Annotated in this window: 1 protein-coding gene; it reads right to left on the bottom strand. The window is 68.4% G+C overall.

Annotated elements, in window-relative coordinates; genetic code table 11:
• Window positions 1–28: 28 nt before the first annotated feature.
• The coding region (locus ACO48X_RS10700; RefSeq protein WP_485002069.1) for a RidA family protein at window positions 29–209 on the bottom strand (181 nt) is incomplete at its 5' end.

Genomic DNA, 209 nt, shown 5'->3' with positions numbered 1-209 from the left:
TGGGCCGTCCACGCGACCCGCGCGGAGCTCACACGGTCGCGAACTGGACCTCGACTTCGACCGGGGTGTCCAAGGGGAGGACGGCTACGCCCACGGCCGAGCGCGAATGCCTTCCCGCTTCGCCGAAGATTTCCCCGAGAATTTCGGACGCGCCGTTGGCCACTGCGGCCTGCCCTGTGAAATCGGGCGCCGACGAGACGAAGACGGTC

The sequence above is a fragment of the Peptidiphaga sp. genome, from assembly GCF_057238965.1.
This window is presented reverse-complemented; position numbering and strand designations above follow the sequence as displayed.